Origin of the sequence: Pararhizobium polonicum (genome assembly GCF_001687365.1) — a bacterium.
Lineage (GTDB): Bacteria > Pseudomonadota > Alphaproteobacteria > Rhizobiales > Rhizobiaceae > Pararhizobium > Pararhizobium polonicum.
In genome coordinates, this window is sequence record NZ_LGLV01000021.1 from 78,934 (window position 1) to 96,586 (window position 17,653).

The following is a 17,653-nucleotide window of genomic DNA, read 5'->3' on the forward strand; positions in this document are numbered from 1 at the left end:
GCGCATGATGAAAACCACCCGAGCAGACGAAGCAAACACAACAGATTGGCACGAGAGCGCCTTCGATATTATCCGCGGTCTGTCCGCCTATACGGGAAGCTCTCTGATAGAAGGCCTTGCGAAAGTTGTCGCCAAATATCCGGACGCGGACCTTGGCACGGCCTTCAACCACAAGCAGGTTGGAAGCAAGATATGGGCACGCGACAAGCTGTTTGAAAGCCTCGGCGGAAAATTTAAACACATCGTCCTGCTCGGCGGCTGGTACGGCGTGCTGCCGGCCATGTTGTTCGACGACAGCCGCTTCGACATCGCACTGTTCGAGAGTATCGACATCGATCCCGACGTTGCCCAGGTGGCAGAAACGCTGAATGCCAAGGCGGGCGGGCGCTTCCGCACGACAACGCAGGATATGTACGCGCTCGATTACAAGGCACTCGGGGCGGATCTGGTGATCAACACCAGTTGCGAGCACATCGCCGATCTTCCGGCATGGCTTTCGCTTCTGCCGCGCGGCACGCAGGTCATGCTGCAGTCGAACGATTATTTCAGCGAGCCGACCCACATCAACTGCGTGCCCTCGCTTGAGGCTTTCCAGGCGCAGACATCGCTCAGCCATGTGGCGTTTGCCGGCTCGCTGGCGATGAAGAAATACACCCGCTTCATGGTGATCGGCACCGTCTGATCGCCGATCAGAGCAGTCCGCGCAGGATTTCGGCGGTGCGTTGCGCGCCGTCGAGATCGAGACTGTGTGGCGGCCGGCCGGAAGCGGCGAGAGCGGCTTCGATCGCCTGCGTCATGCTTTCCGGCGACAGAGCTTCTTCGGTCAGGATATGGGCAAGTCCCAGCTTCTCCAGACGTTCGGCCCTGACCGTCTGCTCGGTTTCGCCGCCGGCAGTGAACGGAATCAGCAAGGCGTGGCATCCGGCCCGCAAAATGTCGCAGACCGTGTTGTAGCCCGCTTGTGACACCGACAATCTGGCGCCGGCCAGCAGGCTGGCGAAGTCCGGGCGGAAGCGGTAGACGCTGACATGCGCGGGCGCATCGGCCAGGATGGCATCGAAATCGGATTGGGGCAGATTGGGGCCGGTGATCAGCGCCCAGGACAGGGCCGCGCCGAGGGATTTGGCGGTTTCGAGCGCCGCGCGGATCAGAGCATTGCCGACGGCGCCACCACCGGCCGAGACGATCACGTCAAAACGTTCGGCCGGCTGGGCGGGCGGCGGCGCGGCCACAAGTCCGGTGTAGATAACCTTGTCGACGATATCCACCGCCAGCGGGAAGGTATCTTCCAGCCGGGCGAAAGCGGGATCGCCATGGACCAGGACCCGGTCGAAATACTGCTTCACCGTTGCAACGGTTTCCTCGTCGCGGCCGGGCTTGGAGCGTTCCTGCAGGATATCGCGCAGCGAGGTGACGACCAGGGGCTTGGGATCCGTGGCGGCGATCGCGTCGAGCAGCGGCAGCAGTTCGAAGCGGACCTGCCGGCGGCCGAAGGGGAAGGCCTCGATGATGACGATATCGGGCTGGCTCTGGCGGAAAGCGGTCAGCAGCCGATCGCGGCGGTTGTTCTTGAAGGCATCGTCGACCGGATTGCCGTCGATATCGGCCAGCCCGGAAAAGCCTGCATCCCCGGCCGTGATCGGCGGCAGGGCGACATGATGGACGAGTGGCCCCGGAAAGCCCGTGACCGGTGTGCCGCCAGTGACCACCGTGACGTCGAAACCGTCTTCGGCGAGAGCCCGGGCAATGCGGCTGGCGCGGGCGAGGTGGCCGATGCCGAGCAGGTGCTGGACGTAGAAAAAGGCACGGGGTGCCGTGCGGTCCTCGGTCATTGCGATGTCCGCCATTCTGTCTCGAACAGGTTTTTCAGCTGGCGGATGCTGGTTTGATGGTCGAATTCCCGCCGCACCGTTTGTTCCGCCGCATTGCCCAGCCGTTGGCGCAAGGCCGGATCGCGGATGGCTTTTTCGATGGCTCCGGCCAGCGCTTGCGGATCTTCCGGCGGCACGACAAAGCCGTTTTCGCCGTCGACGAGGAGTTCCGGCACGCCGGAGATGTTCGTCGATACGCAGACCAGCGACTGGCTCGATGCTTCGACCAGCACATTCGGCAATCCGTCCCGATCGCCATCGGCGGTGATGCGGCAGGCAAGCGCGAAAATATCGGCGCTGCGGTAATGCTGCAGCACTTCCGTTTGCGACAGCGCGCCGTGCCAGGTGACGTTTCCGGCAATGCCAAGCTCGGCCGCCAGGGCCTGCAGCTTTGTCAGCAGTTCGCCGCCGCCGATATGTTCGAATTTCCAATGGAGATCCGCAGGCAGCAGGCTGAGGGCCCGCAGCAGGATATCGAAACCCTTTTTTTCGACGGCGCGGCCAACGCTGACAATCGTCACCGGAGCGTCCGGCTGTGAACCGTCAAGCGGTGGCCGGGTGCCGTCAAACGTGGCGAAGCGGGTGAGGTCAAGGCCGTGATAGCTCAGATGCACATGCGGCTTGCCGCCGGCCAGATGGCGCAGGTGCTCAAATCCCGTCTGCGTGCAGGTCACGGTCCAGCGGGTGCTGGCGAGCTTGCCGGCAAGCTCCCATTCGGGCGACGTCCAGATGTCCTTGGCATGGGCCGAACAGGTCCAGGGCGTGCCCCCGATCATGCTGGCGTAGCGGGCGACGGAGGCGGGGGTGTGGATGAAATGGGCATGCAGCCACGCGCCATTCTCTGGCCATTCGGCGCAGAGCACCATTGCCTGGCCGAAACGGCGAAGCCGGTTGCGTGTGCGGTCACGCCAAAAGTCGGCCACGAGCGACGGCAGCGCGCGCCAGAAGCCGGGCTTCGGCAGGCATATGGCGAGCGCCCGCAGGACCCTGGGAAATTCCTCGTGCAGATATTCCGGCAGGTAGTGAACCGGGGCGCGGATTTCGTCGTGAACGGGGTGGCGCTTCTTGTCGGTCGGGCGGCGCAGCGCCACCAGCGCGAGTTCGAAACCGGCCCTTTCCAGTCCGAGCAGTTCCTGGGCGATGAAGGTTTCCGACAGGCGCGGATATCCCTTCAGCACCACGACGATCTTGCGGCTTTCCGTCAACGTGCCGTCACCCTTTCACGACCGTCAGATGCTCGCGGTCGCGGCGGCCGAGCCATTCTCCAACGATCTGCGATATGTTCGCAAGGCCTTCGAGCGTCATGCCTTTGGCACTTTTCGAGGGCGGGTTGCGGTCCGGCAGCGCCTTGAGCGCGGCGGCGAAGCGTAGCGGATCGGCGGCTTCTTCGGGCAGGAGCATGTCGATCAGGCCAAGCTCGGCGGCCCGGCTTGCCCGAATGAGCTGCTCTTCGCGCGGCATGACCCTGGGCACGATCAGCGCCGGCTTGTCGAAGGAGAGAATTTCACAATAGGTGTTGTAGCCGCCCATCGCGACGACACCCTTGGCGCCGGCAATCAGCTCCTCCATCCGGTTGTCGAATTCGATGACCTCGATATAGGGAATCTTGGCACATTTGGTGATCAGCTTGTGGCGCTGCTTTGCCGGCATATAGGGGCCGAGCACGATCAGCGCCTTGTGCGTGAGCGTCGAATCCTCCTGATAGGCGTCGATGACGTCATGGATCAGGTCGGAGCCGTCTCCACCCCCACCGGTGGTCACCAGGATATAGTCGCCCTTCGGCTTGTGCTCGGACTCCACGTCCTGCGAGACGCTTCTCTGCAGGAAACCGACGAAATCCATTTTGGCGCGGACAAGCGGCGGAACTTCCAGGCCGACCAGCGGGTCGTAGAAATCCGGAGGGCCATAGACCCAGACGCTGTCGTAGAACTGGCCGATCTTGCGCATTACGTCGTTGCGCTTCCATTCGGCATCGAGCAGATGCGGTGCGTCCATGACCTCGCGCAGGCCGAGGACTAGGGTCGTTCCCTGCTTCTTCAGATAGGCTAGCGTGTCCTCGACTTCGCCTTGCAGGCCCATCGGCTCCTTGTCGACGATGAAGATATCCGGCTGGAAGGTTTCGGCCGTGTGGCGGATGATCGACTTGCGCATCTTCAGCGTCTCGTGCAGGTCGATATGCTGGTCCATCGAAGTGTATTCGCCGTTGCGCAGCTTGATGACGCTGGGAATCTTCACGAAATCGACGCGGGCGCGATAGTCGAAGGCACCGGCGATGGTGGCGCCTGAAATGATCAGGATGTTGACGCCGCGATAATCCTCCACCAGCGAATGCGCAATCGTCCGACAGCGTCTGAGGTGACCGAGGCCGAACGTGTCATGGCTGTACATCAGGATGCGGGCATCTTCGATCCGGCGCGTCATGAGCGGAGCCTCTTGTCTCCCCTGGCGCTGCCGATCGTCTTGCTGCGTGTCCTTAGCATATCAGTATCCACTTCACTTATACGGATCGGCAGCATCGCGCAGACCGTCGCCCAGGAAATTGAACGCCAGAATCACGAGAATGACCGGAATGGTTGGAAACAGCAGCCAAGGATAAAAAGCAATGACGCTGACGCTGCGGGCTTCCGTCAGAAGAATACCCCAGCTGGTGATCGGCGGACGAAGACCGAGGCCAAGGAAGCTCAATGCCGTCTCGCCGAGGATCATGCCGGGGACGGCAAGCGTTGCGGTGGCGATCAGATGCGACATGAAACCGGGCACGAGGTGGCGGCCGATGATGCGGCCGGAGCCGGCCCCCATCAGCTGGGCGGCCGTTACATAATCCTCTTCGCGCAGGGCCAGCAGTTTCGAGCGCACGGCACGCGCCAGCCCGGTCCAGTCGAGCAGGCCGAGAATGGCGGTGATGCCGAGATAGATCAGGATCGGACTCCATGTGACCGGCATGATCGCCGCCAGCGCCATCCAGAGCGGGATGCTCGGTATGGATTGCAGTACCTCGATGACGCGCTGGACGATCAGGTCGAAGACGCCGCCGTGATAGCCGGCCAGCCCGCCGATGGTGATGCCCAGCACGAAGCTCATGGTGATGCCGAGCAGGCCGATGGTCAACGATATCCGGGCTCCGTAAAGGATACGTGACAACACGTCGCGACCGAGACGGTCGCTTCCCAGCAGGAACAGCTGTCCGTCCTTGGCCGGGCAGACCAGATGGACATTGGTATCGACGAGGCCCCAGAACCTGTAGCCGTCGCCGCGGCAGAAGAAGCGGATCGGCTCGACCTGATCCGGCTTGTCCGTGTAGATCCGGCGCAGCGTGTCCATGTCGAGCGTCATCGTGCGGCCATAGACGAACGGTCCGACGAACTTGCCGTCATGGAACAGATGGACACGCTGCGGCGGCGAATGGATGAAATCGACGTTGCGGGTATGCAGATTGTAGGGCGCCAGGAACTCGACGATGGCGATGGTCGCATAGAGAAAACCGAGGAAAAACAGCGAGTACAGCGCCAGGCGGTGTTTTTTGAATTTCCACCACATCAGCCGGAGCTGGGAGGCCTGATAGACCCGCGATTGTTCTTCCGACATCGCATCGACGGAATGCGGATCGAAGGGCGCCGTCGAGACGTAATGCGCCAGCGGTGCACCGGATTCAGGGAGGGACACAGTCACTTGGTGCTACCGCCTTGCAGTCTGATGCGCGGGTCGAGGAAGGCGAGGGCGATGTCCGATATCAGCACTCCGATTACGGTGAGGAAGGCCAGGAACATCAGGAATGAGCCGGCGAGATACATGTCCTGACTTTGCAACGCTTTTATCAGCATCGGCCCCGTTGTTTCGAGAGATAGCACGATGGCGGTGATTTCTGCGCCGGAAATGATCGCCGGCAGGATCGAGCCGATATCCGAGATGAAGAAGTTAAGTGCCATGCGCAGCGGATATTTGACCAGTGCGCGGAACGGATGCAAGCCCTTGGCATGCGCAGTCACGACATATTGTTTTTGCAGCTCGTCGAGCAGATTGGCGCGCAGCCGCCGGATCATGCCGGCGGTACCGGCGGTACCGACGATCAGCACCGGTATCCAGAGATGTTCGAGGATCGACTTTGCCTTTTCCCAGCTCATCGGCTCTGCCAGGTATTTTTGATCCATCAGGTGGCCGATGGAGGTGCCAAACCAGATATTGGCGAAATACATCAGGATCAGCGCGAACATGAAATTCGGAATGGCGATGCCGATCAGGCCGACGAACGTCAGCCCGTAGTCGCCCCAGCTGTATTGATGGGTGGCCGAATAGATGCCGATCGGGAAGGCGATGAGCCAGGTGAACAGGATGGTGACGAAGGAGACCAGAACCGTCAGCCAGAGCCGGTCGCCGACCACCTCGTTGACCGGCAGCTGATATTCGAAGGAATAGCCGTAGTCGCCGTGCAACAGGCCCGTTGCCCAATGGAAATAGCGTATTACCGGCGGCTGGTCGAAGCCGTATTCCTTGCGCAACGCGTCGATCTCGGCGGTGTCCACGGCTTCGCCCTGGGCGCGCAGTTCGGCAATGTAGCTCTCGAAGTAATCGCCCGGCGGCAGTTCGATGATCGTGAAAACCAGCGCGGAAATGATGACGAGGGTCGGGATCATCGCCAGGATACGCCAGAAAATGTAACGCAACATGGTCAGCTAACCTCTTCGCTGTACCAGAACGTGTCTGGCATATAGACCCCGAGATAACAGGTCGGGACGAAGCCGTAGAGGCCTTGTTGGGGAATGTTGCGGATATAGGCGGAATGCATGACCGGCTGCAGCGTTGCGTTGACGATGCCGATCGAAAAGACGCTCTGCGTATAGATTTCCAGCATTTCATGCCAGATGCGCGTGCGTTCTTCGGTGTTGGCCGTCTTGCGCCATTGCTTCACGAGATCGATCAGCCGGATGGCTTCCGGCAATTCCGGCGCTGTTCCGTTTTGCTCGATGGAGAGATAGTACATGCCCCAGGAGGGCCATTGAAACTGGTCGTCTCTGCTGGGCGCCAGATCGCCCGGGTTCATATCGGCGGTGGGCACGCCGTTTTCGAGGCCCGACCACATCGACATCATGATCTCGCCGCTCATCGTGCGGCTGCTGAAAACGTCGCGTTGCGAGGTCTTGATAAAGAGGGCGAGACCGACTTTCGCCCAATGGTCCTTGATGAGTTCCAGGACATCGGTCTCAAGCGTGCTCTCGCCGGATGTTTCGACGATGATCTGCGCCTCGCGCCCGTCGGGAAGGAGGCGGATGCCGTCGCCGTTGCGTTGGGTCAGTCCCACCTCGTCGAGCAGCGCATTGGCCTGATCGGGATCGTGGCTGGCCCAGGCGGAAGCATATTCAGGCTTGAAAAGCGGGCTCTCCGGCAGGATCGTGTCCGAGCTTTCCCTGGCGAGGCCATAGAAGCTCACCATGTTGATCTCACGCCGGTCGATGGCCAGCGAAAGCGCACGCCGCACACGCTTATCCCAGAACAGGTCGCGCCAGACCTTGTCGGCACAATTCAGGTTCGGCAGCAGGGCGAGGCGAGACCCTTGCGTTCTCTTCCAGAGCTTGACCTTTACCGGATAGCGTTTTTCGGCATCCTTGAAAAACGCGTAATCGGAAAAATCGACGCCGGTGGACTGAAGATCCGTTTCTCCCGCGCCGGTCTTGGCTGCGATGATTTCGGACGAGCTTATATTGAGCAGGAAGCGGTCGATATACGGCAGCTGCAGCCCGTTTTCATCGACCCGGTGGAAGAACGGATTGCGCTCGAAGACGAACTGTTCGGCTGGCGGGGCCGTGCGGGGGATCCAGGGGTCGAGCGACGGCAGCTCGGGATTTTCCGGCCGGTATTGCCGCGACATCTTGATGTGCAGATCGGCCCATTTCTTGACGCGGTAGCGCTTCATCAAGGCCGAGAGGCGGAAATCATCCTGATACTTCTTATGAAAATGCCGCATATAGGCTGACGGCATCAGGATGACGACCGGCGACGCGGCCGCAAGGCCGGGCAGGAAGTCCGGGTTCGGGGTGGCCCAGGTGTAGCGAACCGTCAGGTTGTCGATCACCTCGAAAACAGGCCCCTCGCCATTGGCCAGAAGCTCGCGCTGAATGCCGCCCTTGCGCAGATCCTTGTTGAGGATGACGTCTTCCCACGTATAGCGGAAATCCTCAGACGTCAGATAGCTGCCATTCGACCATCGGTGGCCATCGCGGATCTTGAACGTGAAAATCCGGCCTTCCTGGACGTCGAAGCTTTCGAGAATGTCGGGCTGGAATTTCAGGTCCTCGGTGTAGCCGACCAGACGGGCATAGCCGTTGATCGTCATCATCCGGATGTCTTTCTGACTGCCGATCAGCATGCGGACCGTGCCGCCGTATTTGCCGGGTTGCCGGCCCATGGCGGCAAGGTTGATACGGCGCGGGTTTTTCGGGAGGCGATCCTTGAGGTCGGGAAGCGCCTGGGCGCGCAGGTAAGGCCGCAGAAACGGTGGCTCCGGGGCCGCGCGCGCAAGGCCGGGCAACAGCGCGGAGGCCATAAGGCCAAGGGTGGTTCGCCGGGTGATCACGATACGAGCTCCCTGACATCGGCGGTTTTTCGCGCCAGAACAAGATGGCCGTTGCCGAGGTCCGCCGTCGTGAGAACGCCGACATCGCCGTCATCGGAAAACTGCTTGCCCCAGCTGCGCTTGTCGGACGCGCCGCTCGGATTGAGCATGGAAAAGTTGAGCGGCCGGTCGAGATCGGGGAAGGGCACGGCGGCCAGCAGCGATTTCGTATAGGGGTGAACCGGCGCTTCCATCAGTGTCTCGCGCGGGGCGATCTCGACGATGCGGCCGCCGCACATCACCGCGATCCGGTCGGCCATGTAATCGACGACGGCAAGGTTGTGCGAGATGAACAGGTAGGTCAGCCCCAGTTCCTTCTGCAGATCCTTCAACAGGTTGAGGATCTGCGCCTGAACCGAAACATCGAGTGCCGAGACCGGCTCGTCGCAGATCAACAGGTCGGGCCCGAGCGCCAGCGCCCTGGCGATGCCGATGCGCTGGCGCTGGCCGCCGGAAAAGCTGTGGGGATAACGATTGAGATGGCGTTCGTTGAGGCCGATGGCCTTGAGCAGCGCCTTGACCGTCTCGAGGCGCGACTTGCCGCTGCCGCGTCCATGGATTTCGAGCGGTTCGCTGAGGATGTTCTGCACGGTCATGCGCGGCGACAGCGAGGAGACCGGATCCTGGAAAACCATCTGCATCTTGGTGCGCAGCGCCTGCAGCCCGGGGCCATCCGCTTTCAGCACATCGATCGGGCCGTCGCTGCTGTCGAGCATGATCGCGCCTTCGTCCGGCGTTATGGCCCGCATCAGGATCTTGCTGAGCGTGGTCTTGCCGCAGCCGCTTTCGCCCACCAGCCCGAGACATTCGCCGCGCATGATATCGAAGCTGACGCCATCGACCGCCTTGGTTGCCGGCGCGGTCTCCTTGGCCAGCCAGTTCGATTTGCGGGTGGTGAAGGTCTTGCTGACGTTGCGCACCGACAGCAGGATTTCCGGCTTCAGGGCTTCGTCGGCCGCGACGATCTTGTTCTTTCCCAGCAGATTGCTCGTGTTCACCGGAACCTCGCGCAGCGCCTTCAGGCGCTCGCCCGGTTTCATGTCGAAATGCGGCACGGCGGCCATCAGGCCCTTGAGATAGGGATGCGACGGCCGTCGGAAAATCGCCTCGACCGGTCCGGCCTCCATGATCTCGCCGTGGTAGATCACCACCACTTCGTCGGCCACATTGGCGACCACGCCGAGATCGTGGGTGATCAGCAGCATGGCCATGTTCAGCTTGGTCTGCAGCCCGCGCAACAGCTGCAGGATCTGCGCCTGGATGGTGACGTCGAGCGCGGTCGTCGGCTCGTCGGCGATCAGGAGCGAGGGATTGCAGATCAGCGCCATGGCGATCATGGCGCGCTGGCGCATGCCGCCCGACAATTCGAACGGGTACATGTCGAAGGCCCGCGCCGGCTTGGAGAAACCGACCAGCCCGAGCATTTCCTCGGTGCGCTCGCGCCGTTCGCGCCCGGACATGTCCGTGTGGATTTTCAGGGATTCGCTGATCTGGTTGCCGATCGTATGCAGCGGCGACAGCGAGGTCATCGGCTCCTGGAAGATCTTGCCGATGCGATTGCCGCGCAGGTTGCGGATTTCCCGTCCGTCGCGCGGCATCGCGAGCAGGTCGGCCGGCCGTTCCTGGGTCGCCGGATCGCAGAAGAGGATACGGCCGCTGCATGTGGCGGACTTCGGCAGGATGCCCATCACGGCCTGGCTGATGACGGATTTGCCTGATCCGGACTCGCCGACAAGCGCTGTTACCTTGCCCGGCAGCACGCGCAGGCTGGCTTTGCGCACGGCATCGAGCTGTCCGCCGAGCATCGCGAACGAGATACTCAGATCCTCGATCCGCAACAAGTCCGCGCCTGAATTCATGCCAGCAGGTGTCCTTGTTTCATGCGGCTCGCGTTCAGGCGGAGCTCGCTTCCGGGTAGAAGCCCGGCTTCCTCAAGAGGAGACTAGCGCACGGAAATTGGCGTGTCCATGACCTGCGGCTGCTAAAGTGCGCGCGCAGATATGGCCGCGGCGGCGAAGCCACCACGGACACAGAAAATATAGTCATTCGAACGGGATGCTTCCGTTTCGCGTCCCGTGGCGGCAATCGGCGCGGATTGTGCGCCGGCTGCCTCGATCTTTACTGCAGCAGCTTGTTCCAGATGAGGTCGCGCGGCTGCGGTTTCTTGCTGTTGCGATAGAGCAGCATGAGCTGCTCTGCCTCCGACCGGGTCTCCAGCGACCGGTTCGGCATGGCCTCGCCATTGTCCAGCTTCATGTTCTCCTCGCCGGGCAGAAGCACGGTCACCTTCTGACGCACGCCGCGCAGTTTTTCCTGGCCGAGCTTCACCCAGTCGCCGCCGCAATAGGTGGCGAAAGCCTGGCTGGCAACGATCGGCTGGGCATATTTCTTCGTCAGCCCCTGCAGGCGTTCCACTTCGTTGACCGCCGCGCCGAAGGCGGAAAACGTCAGGCGGTCCTTGAGGCCGACATTGCCGAACATGACGTTGCCGACATGCAGCCCGATGCCGTAGTTGACATCGCCAAGCCCCTGCCGCCGGCGATCGGCATTGAGTTCCGCCATATGGGCCGTTGCCTGACGAACCGCGGCCATGGCGGCTAGAGCCGCGACCTGGGACGGCTCCCGGTGACGGCCGCAGGGATAGACGGCGAGAAATCCGTCGCCGACGAAACTGAGGATTTCGCCGCCGTTGCGGCTGAACGGGCTGGCGATCGCGTCGAAGAACTGGTTGAGCGTATCGATATAGACCTGCCGGCCCTCCTTTTCCGCAAGCACCGTCGATTGCCGCATGTCCACCATCACCAAAGCGGCCCGGATGGTTTCGCCATCGCCGCGCCGGGTCTGGCCGGACAGCACGCGCTTGCCGGCATTTTCGCCCAGATAGGTGGTGAGCATGTTGTCGGCCAGCTTGCCGAGAACGGCCATCTTGGCCGCCACGGCCAGGTTGTTCTGGATGCGCAGCAGCGCCTCGATGACATTGTCGCTGAAGCCGCCATAGGCATCGGTGGACCAGGAGCCGATCATGCCCTGGCCGGAGGTGACGCCAAAGGACTGGACGAAGGCGATATAATCGGTGGTGCCGATTTCCTTCAGGTCGTCGAAGATCGGAAATTCGGAAGGCGCCGTGGGATCGATCTGCCGGCGCAGGTGATCGAGGTTGTTGCTCAGCAGGTAATAATAGGGGCTTTGCAGAAAACGGTCCGGCTTGTCGTCGGTGGGCTCGGCGCGATAGCCTTCGACGGTGACACCCTGGCCACGCAGCCAGGTGAAGCCGAGCGCATCATAGAGCGGGTGCAGCATCGAAAAGCTCAGGTGGACGCGATTGAGCGGCAGGCCGGCGGCCGCCAGCCTTTCGCAAAACCCCGTGACGACAGTTTCGAGCGTTTCACCATTGAGGGCGGCCTGCTGCAGCCAGTTCGATACGCGGTCCAGCAGCTGGGTGGAAACATTCATCTTGTGGATGTTCATCGCGTGACGTGTCGCTTTCTCGCCGAAATTCCAGGGATCGAGGGAATATCCAGTCTGCTTCGTGGTGGACCGGGCGCTCGCACCTTGATGGATATAAGTGGTGATATCGGCAAAACCAGATTCAGCGCCGACAAAAATTGGAGAATTGTTCCGGCCGCAGCGGAATGCGCAATCGGGGCGGTCCTTGACACCCGGTCATTTTATCCTCAACTGACCTGCATCAGCAAAGGCGCCTGCGCGCGTCACGATCAGTCGAGACCATTCATTTGACCGTCCATTCTTCCCTGAGCGAGACCCTCCTTTCGAAGATCGCAGACCGCAGCGCCCATGCCGGTGTCATCGGGCTCGGCTACGTTGGCCTGCCGCTGGCGATCACCGTTGCCCGCAACGGGTTCACCGTGACCGGCTTCGATATCGACCCGCAGAAGATCGTCGCCATCGATGCGGGGCGCTCCTATATCGAGGCCGTGCCGGATGCGGTGCTGGCTACGGAGACGGCTGAAGGCCGCTTCCGGGCAACGACCGATTTCAGCCAGCTTGCGGCTTGCGATGTCATCGTCATCTGCGTGCCGACGCCGCTGACGAAGCATCGCGATCCGGATCTTTCCTTCATCACCAGGACCTGCGACCGTATTGCCCGAACGCTGAGGCCCGGCCAGTTGATCGTGCTGGAATCGACCACCTATCCCGGCACGACGGACGAGGTCGTGCGGCCGATCCTTGAAAAGACCGGCTTGAAATCGGGCCAGGATTTCTTCCTTGGCTTCTCGCCGGAGCGCGAGGACCCCGGCAACCGCGATTTCCATACGTCGAGCATCCCGAAGGTCGTGGCCGGCGACGGCGCTGATGCGGCCGGATTGATGCAAGCCTTCTACGGCGCCGTCGTCCAGACGGTCGTGCCGGTGTCGTCGCCGGCCACGGCCGAGGCGGTGAAGCTGACGGAGAACATTTTCCGCGCGGTCAACATCGCCCTCGTCAACGAATTGAAGGTGGTTTACGAGGCGATGGGCATCGACATCTGGGAAGTGATCGACGCGGCCAAGACCAAGCCCTTCGGTTACATGCCGTTTTATCCCGGCCCCGGTCTCGGCGGCCACTGCATTCCGATCGATCCTTTTTACCTCACCTGGAAGTCACGGGAATTTGAATTGCCGACCCGCTTTATCGAGCTTGCCGGCGAAATCAATTCGGCGATGCCGCGCCATGTCGTCGGCCGGCTCGCCGAAGCGCTGGATATCCATCTCGGCAAGGCGCTCAGCCGGTCGCGCGTCCTGGTGATCGGCTTGGCCTACAAGAAGAACGTGCCGGATATCCGCGAAAGCCCGTCGCTGAAACTGATCGAACTGATCGAGGAACGCGGCGGCATTGCTGCCTATCACGATCCGCATGTCGCCGAAATTCCGAAGACCCGCGAATATATGGCGCTGAAGGGGCGGACGTCGGTGCCGCTGGACGAACAGTCGGTGCAAGCCTTCGATGCCGTCCTGATCGCCACCGACCACGATGCGGTTGATTATGCGGCACTGGCCCGCTGGGCACCACTCATCGTCGATACGCGCAATGCCTTTGCCCGCCGCAATATCGAAGGCGGCCTGATCCTCAAGGCGTAGGCGCGGCCGCCATCTGCTTTTTCAGCCGGCTGGCGGCCATGGCGTAGCCGCCGGCGGCGCCGTCGATGAAATGCATGTGATCGTGGCTGAGCGGCGTCGGCACGATGCAGGTCATCAGCGCCGAATCCTGGCGGTGCAGACCGAAGCGGCAAATGCCTGCCTTGGCCGCGTCCTCCAGCAGGGCTTCGATCTGGCGCAGCCTTTCCGGGTCGACGTCGATCGTCATTTTCAGGCCATCGTCGAATTTGCGGAAATCGGTGTTGCGCGAGACGCTGCGGCGGTATTCCTGCGGATCGAAATTGCCGAGCTTCAGCCCGAAGCGATAGAGGCCGGCGACGAGCAGATATTGCGCAAGAATGAAAAGCCGGTGGATAAAGCGTTTTCCCTTGGGCGCGGTTTTTGCCTCGGCCGACAGTCCGGCCGCCGACAGTCCGATCTGCGGTCCCTCGGCGGCGACCGGGTGACCGTCGCGCTCCTCGCCGGCAGCAAGCGCGACGACCTTCGAAATCAGCGACTGAAATGGCCTGTAGTTCAAAGGATCGGCCGGAACCGCGATGATCGAGACGATGTCGCCGTGCCGGGACGGGATCGGGTTCCATCGGCAGGAGAGGCCTGTGAGGTCGGGCCGTGCGCCCGGCGGTGCGGGGGGAACGGCAAACAGGCCTTCCTTCATGCGGGCTTCCGCCCAGCTGGAACCGCCGCCGGCAAACATGGCATAGGAGACATCCGGATTGACCTGGAAGCGCGCGACGCGCACCTCGAGGCCAGCAGCGATGACATCGGCGACGGGAACGAGTGCGGCGCGCAGCGTCAGCTGCAGCTCCTCGCCCACCCAGTTCTGGACGGCGGCGAGCGCGTCGCGGGCTTTTTCCACGCCCGATGGCGGGACGGCAACGAGGGCACCGTCCCCACCGAAGACGAAGGGAAGGTCGTTTTTGCCGAGCGCATTGAGAACAGCGGAGATGACGCTGGCGCCGGCCATGTTGACGGCCTTGTAACGCCCGGTCTCGATCGCGCCGGTCGAATCGACGATATCGGCGGTCGCCAGGGCCCAGTCGGCAGGCAATGCCCGATAGTTCCCGCTGTCGGCGACGCCTTCGAACTCGACGAAGACCGGAAGCGCGCTGAAAAATGTTTCGCTGGAAAGCTGGCTCATGCAACCAGGCTAACATATTCGCGCAGGGCAGGCGACGGCGGTTCGACAGCCGGGGATGGCGAAATACGGGCAGGGGAACATATCGGCCGCGCACCACGTGACGGTTGAATTCACCGCGAATTTACCGCTGTCATGGTCGACCCGTCGTGTTGCCGCGTGTTAAGCGGGGTGAACCCCTCTGATTTGGGCCATGTGATTTGGAATGGATGGATAGAGTTAGATGAGCCGCCTTGACAGTTTTATTTCCCGGATGCAATCGCAGCGCGAAATCATCAATCATGTGAAAGACAATGCGATGATTGCGCCCGATGGCGTGATCCTGGAGATCGGGCTGGGCAACGGGCGGACCTACGATCATATCCGCGAGTCCTTTCCGAACAACCGCATCATCGTCTTCGATCGCGCCGTCGGCTCGCATCCGGCCTCGACGCCGCCGGAGAAGGATCTCGTTCTCGGAGACATCAAGGATACGATCCAGCAGTTTGCCGGCACGAATGTCGCCTTGGCGCATGCCGATATCGGCACGGCCTATGCTGAAAAGGATGCGAGAACGCTGACCTGGCTGCCGCAGTCGGTGGCTGCCGCGCTTGCACCCGGCGGCATTGCCGTCAGCGGCCTGCCGCTCGACAATCCGGAACTCGAGCCGCTGCCGCTGCCCGTTGGCGTCGAGCCGGGGCGCTATTACTTCTACCGCAAACGCTGAGCGACCGCGCCCGCGCCCGGCTTGCCGGGCGGGTGGCGTGTCAGGGCAAAAGCAGGACGTCGAACTGTTGCTGTTCGATCGGCAAGGCGGTGACTTTCATCTCCACCTGCCGGTCCTCAAAGAAGACGATGCAGTCCTCATAGAAGCCTGCCAGATAATCGACGAAAGCTTTCGATCCCGCCGGTCCGTAGAAGATCGGTGAGAACTCCATGTAGAACGGCACGCGGCGCTGAAGAAGCGGCTGCATGGAGCGAGCCGCAACCGGCTCGTAGCCCTCGATGTCCATCCAGATCAGCCCAATGTCTTCCGCAGCTACCCCGGCTTCGGCAAGAAGGGTGGCGACGGACTTCACGGGAACCTTGATCTCGATATCCCGGTCGCTCTGGCGCAGGGCGCTGCTCTTGCCGTGATTGTCCTGGTGCAGGAAGAAATCGAGCGTGCCTTCGCTTTCGCCGGCGGCGCTGTTGATCGCGGTAATCCGCTCGCTGAGGTTATTCTGGTCGATATTGGTGCGCAGCAGCTGAAAATTGCGCGGGTCCGGCTCCACCGTGACGATATGGCGGAAGGCCTGGCTGAGCGCAAAATAGAGGGTCTGGGTGCCGATATTGCCGCCGAGTTCGAGAAGAACCTTGTCCTCCTGCAGCAGCGTTCTTTGCCGCAAAACGGTCAGCAGCCTGTCGACATGATCCCGTTCGAAATGGCCTTTGCGGTAAATCTTGCGGCCGATGTAGTCATGCGGCGAAAAGGTCATCAGATGGTCGCCGCAATCGGCGGTCATGGACAGAACCTTCGGGCTGATGGCACTGACGAGAATCTCCCGGCCGGTGCGGGTGCCGAGCGCGCGCCTTGCGACGCGATTGCGCCATTTGCGCAGCCGGCGTTTCCAGGATTTCATCGCAAACATGCCTTCGCCGTCTCCTGTCTGTCGTAACGTTCCTTCAACACGAGATTGACCGGAAAATGAAGGCGTTTCTGCGAAAACGCCGCCCGGTGCCGGAGAAACCGCATCGTTCCCTTGATGGTCTTCGCGTGCAGCCAACCGGTTTTCCCCGTTCGATGCCGGTATAGGGCAAGTGCAGGCGCATATCGAATTGGTGCGTTGCCGCATCGAACGTGCTTGACAAAATTTTCAGGTCATGAAAATTCTTTCAATAATCGATAAAAATATCATGCAGTGAAAAAAATAGCAGGGACGGGTGGAGACATGGTTCTGGGCGCAGGTTCTCTTCGGGACGACGAGTCGAGCATGGCGACCCGTGCGGCATGGCTGCACTACGCCGGCGGGCTCACCCAGTCCGAAGTTGCCAAGCGCCTCGGCCTTTCCTCTCTCAAGGCGCATCGTCTGATCACCAAGGCCAACCAGGACGGCCTGGTGAAGGTCTATATCGATGGCGAAGTGTCCGAATGCGTCGAGCTCGAGCAGAAGCTGTCGGCGCGCTACGGCCTCGACTATTGCGAGGTGGTGCCGGATTTCGATCCGGAGGACCTGCCGCTGAAGGCGCTGGGCATTTCGGGCGCGCAGTTTCTCAAGCGCGAAATCGAGAAGGAGGGCACGCTGTTGATCGGTATGGGGCATGGACGCACGCTGGCGGCCTGCGTCGATTACCTGCCGCGCACGACCAACAACGACGTGCGCTTTGTCTCGCTGCTCGGCGGCCTGACGCGCCGGTTTTCGGCCAATCCGCATGACGTGATCCACCGGCTGGCCGAGCGCACCGGGGCCGAGGCCTATGTCATGCCCGTGCCCTTCTTCGCCAATACGGTCGAGGATCGCGACGTGCTGTTCAACCAGCGTGGTGTGCGGGAAATCTTCGATCTGGCCAGCAGCGCCGATCTGCTGCTTGTCGGCATCGGAACCGTCGAGCGCGAGGCGTCGCTGGTGGCCACCGGCATGATCGAGAAGAGCGAGCTGGAGGAGATCAAGCGCGGTGGCGGCGCCGGCGAATTGCTCGGTCATTTCTTCGATGACAGGGGCCAGCCGATCGAGACGTCGTTGTCGAACCGCACGTTTACGCTGAGCCGCGAAGATCTGAAAAACCGCCGCACGGTCGCCGTTGCCGGCGGCAAGGTGAAGGCCCGCGCCATCCGTGCCGTGCTGGAAAGCCGCTTCCTGAGCGGCCTGATCACGGACGAGAAGACGGCGCGCACACTGATGGAGGATGCTGCCTGAGAACGCGCCGTTCCGGCATGTGAGACTGACGGCGGAGACGTGACCTGGGAGAGGTTTCGTCGATGTCT

14 protein-coding genes are annotated in these 17,653 nt (G+C 61.7%); 4 read left to right on the top strand and 10 right to left on the bottom strand.

The features are described 5' to 3' along the window. The first annotated feature begins 4 nt into the window (after positions 1–4). Positions 5–682 carry a hypothetical protein gene (locus tag ADU59_RS27710; protein ID WP_068958765.1) on the top strand — a complete coding sequence of 226 codons (678 nt, stop codon included), beginning with the start codon at positions 5–7 and terminating at the stop codon, positions 680–682. Positions 683–689: 7 nt separating this feature from the next. On the opposite strand, the gene ADU59_RS27715 is transcribed toward ADU59_RS27710, so the two are convergent. The 8 genes from ADU59_RS27715 to ADU59_RS27750 all read right to left on the bottom strand — a co-directional run bounded on the left by ADU59_RS27715 (position 690) and on the right by ADU59_RS27750 (position 11,946). Continuing rightward, positions 690–1,832 carry a glycosyltransferase family protein gene (locus ADU59_RS27715; RefSeq protein WP_068958841.1) on the bottom strand — a complete coding sequence of 381 codons (1,143 nt, stop codon included), beginning with the start codon at positions 1,830–1,832 and terminating at the stop codon, positions 690–692. Next, positions 1,829–3,076: a glycosyltransferase gene (locus tag ADU59_RS27720; protein ID WP_068958767.1), complete on the bottom strand. Its 1,248-nt coding sequence runs from the start codon at positions 3,074–3,076 to the stop codon at positions 1,829–1,831. The genes ADU59_RS27715 and ADU59_RS27720 overlap by 4 nt, the downstream gene beginning before the upstream one ends. Positions 3,077–3,083: 7 nt before the next feature. Then, positions 3,084–4,292: a glycosyltransferase family protein gene (locus tag ADU59_RS27725; RefSeq protein ID WP_068958769.1), complete on the bottom strand. Its 1,209-nt coding sequence runs from the start codon at positions 4,290–4,292 to the stop codon at positions 3,084–3,086. A gap of 72 nt (positions 4,293–4,364) precedes the next feature. Then, entirely contained in the window at positions 4,365–5,540 is a 1,176-nt protein-coding gene (locus ADU59_RS27730) for an ABC transporter permease (protein WP_068958771.1), read from the bottom strand. Further along, positions 5,537–6,535: an ABC transporter permease gene (locus ADU59_RS27735; RefSeq protein ID WP_068958773.1), complete on the bottom strand. Its 999-nt coding sequence runs from the start codon at positions 6,533–6,535 to the stop codon at positions 5,537–5,539. Before ADU59_RS27735 ends, ADU59_RS27730 begins: the two co-directional genes overlap by 4 nt. A 2-nt stretch (positions 6,536–6,537) precedes the next feature. Beyond that, on the bottom strand, positions 6,538–8,439 hold the full coding sequence (locus ADU59_RS27740; protein WP_068958775.1) for an ABC transporter substrate-binding protein: 1,902 nt from the start codon (positions 8,437–8,439) through the stop codon (positions 6,538–6,540). Then, positions 8,436–10,337: an ABC transporter ATP-binding protein gene (locus ADU59_RS27745; protein ID WP_068958777.1), complete on the bottom strand. Its 1,902-nt coding sequence runs from the start codon at positions 10,335–10,337 to the stop codon at positions 8,436–8,438. Before ADU59_RS27745 ends, ADU59_RS27740 begins: the two co-directional genes overlap by 4 nt. A gap of 259 nt (positions 10,338–10,596) precedes the next feature. Further along, positions 10,597–11,946 carry an adenylate/guanylate cyclase domain-containing protein gene (locus tag ADU59_RS27750; protein WP_068958779.1) on the bottom strand — a complete coding sequence of 450 codons (1,350 nt, stop codon included), beginning with the start codon at positions 11,944–11,946 and terminating at the stop codon, positions 10,597–10,599. A gap of 266 nt (positions 11,947–12,212) precedes the next feature. On the opposite strand from ADU59_RS27750, the gene ADU59_RS27755 reads away from it, so the two are divergent. Further along, positions 12,213–13,556 carry a nucleotide sugar dehydrogenase gene (locus ADU59_RS27755; RefSeq protein WP_099050958.1) on the top strand — a complete coding sequence of 448 codons (1,344 nt, stop codon included), beginning with the start codon at positions 12,213–12,215 and terminating at the stop codon, positions 13,554–13,556. Here the strand turns inward: ADU59_RS27755 and ADU59_RS27760 are convergent. After that, on the bottom strand, positions 13,546–14,712 hold the full coding sequence (locus ADU59_RS27760) for a DUF3095 domain-containing protein (RefSeq protein WP_068958784.1): 1,167 nt from the start codon (positions 14,710–14,712) through the stop codon (positions 13,546–13,548). The genes ADU59_RS27755 and ADU59_RS27760 overlap by 11 nt on opposite strands. A 220-nt stretch (positions 14,713–14,932) precedes the next feature. Between ADU59_RS27760 and ADU59_RS27765 the strand changes: the two genes are divergently transcribed. Continuing rightward, the gene (locus tag ADU59_RS27765; RefSeq protein WP_068958786.1) at positions 14,933–15,415 is read left to right on the top strand and encodes a class I SAM-dependent methyltransferase; all 483 of its coding nucleotides are present in this window, start codon (positions 14,933–14,935) and stop codon (positions 15,413–15,415) included. 40 nt (positions 15,416–15,455) lie between these two features. Here the strand turns inward: ADU59_RS27765 and ADU59_RS27770 are convergent, their stop codons facing one another. Continuing rightward, a complete protein-coding gene (locus ADU59_RS27770; protein WP_068958788.1) occupies positions 15,456–16,319 on the bottom strand; it encodes an FkbM family methyltransferase in 864 nt (287 codons plus the stop codon). 300 nt (positions 16,320–16,619) lie between these two features. On the opposite strand from ADU59_RS27770, the gene ADU59_RS27775 reads away from it, so the two are divergent. After that, positions 16,620–17,585, top strand: a complete 966-nt coding sequence (locus ADU59_RS27775; RefSeq protein ID WP_068958790.1) for a sugar-binding transcriptional regulator — start codon at positions 16,620–16,622, stop codon at positions 17,583–17,585. The last annotated feature ends 68 nt before the right edge of the window (positions 17,586–17,653 follow it).